General features: G+C 56.2%; 1 protein-coding gene. It reads right to left on the reverse strand.

Features of this window, described 5'->3' with window-relative positions; translation table 11 throughout:
- A partial coding sequence (locus FDW87_RS21600) for a sugar-binding domain-containing protein (RefSeq protein ID WP_305764064.1) occupies positions 1 to 1,245 on the reverse strand: 1,245 nt, incomplete at both ends.

Genomic DNA, 1,245 nt, shown 5'->3' on the forward strand with positions numbered 1-1,245 from the left:
GGCGATTCATCGGCACCATGCCGTGGGTTTCAATGTTGGCTTCGTCGACCACATACAGGCCGTAGCGATCGCACAGGGTGTACCACAATGGATGGTTCGGGTAATGGGAGCAGCGCACGGCGTTAAAGTTATTCTGCTTCATCAGCAGAATATCCTGCACCATCGTCGCCTCGTCCATCACCTGACCGTTGACCGGATGGTGCTCATGACGGTTGGTGCCGCGAATCAACAGCGGCTTACCGTTGAGTAACAGCAGGCCGTTTTCAATACGAACCTGACGAAAGCCGACATCACAGGCTTCCGCTTCAATCAGCGCTCCGTCAGCGGTACGTAACTGGACCACAGCGCGGTACAGATTAGGCGTTTCGGCACTCCACAGCGCCGGGTTTTCGACGTTCAGACGCAGGGTAACACGATCATGATAAGCGCCGCGTTCATCAATAATTTCGCTGCCGAGCGGGGAAGTCGTTTCGTGAGTGAGCGTTTCACCGTCCCACAATTGCAGGGTGACGCGTAAATCTTCGCACTCGTTGCCCGCCACTCTGACTTCTGTTTCCAGCGTGGCGCGGCTGAAATCGTCGTTAAAACGGGTGTTAATGCGCAGGTCGCGGATTTGCGTAGTGGGCTTATGCAGCAAAGATACATCGCGAAAGATCCCGCTCATGCGCCACATGTCCTGGTCTTCCAGATAACTGCCGTCGCTCCAGCGCAGCACCATCACTGCCAGGCGGTTTTCTCCTGGCAGCAGATAATCGCTAAGATCGAATTCAGACGGCAGGCGGCTGTCCTGACCGTAGCCAACCCAGCGACCATTGCACCACAAATGAAACGCGGAATTCACCCCGTCAAAAATAATGCGCGTCTGACCTTCATCTAACCACGCGTCTTCGATACTGAATGTGAGCGAGTAACATCCTGTCGGATTCTGCGCTGGAACGTACGGGGGGTTAACCGGGATCGGGTAGGTGACGTTGGTATAAATTGGCGAGTCGTAACCGTCCATCTGCCAGTTAGAGGGGACGTTGATAGTATCAGCCTGTGGCAGATCGCTCGTCAGCCAGCTTTCCGGCACGGCCTCAGGCGCGGAAAACCAGGCGAACTGCCACTTGCCATTTAGCGAGCGTAACTGAGTTGATCGCTGATTGGTGCGCGCATCATCCGCTGAGCGCCAGCTACAAAACGGCGGGTGCGCCTCCAGGCGGTTGAGCTGCGTGACGCCGGGATTTTCCCAGTCACGGCGGGCCA

It is taken from the genome of Citrobacter sp. wls826 (genome assembly GCF_005281245.1).
GTDB lineage: Bacteria > Pseudomonadota > Gammaproteobacteria > Enterobacterales > Enterobacteriaceae > Citrobacter > Citrobacter braakii.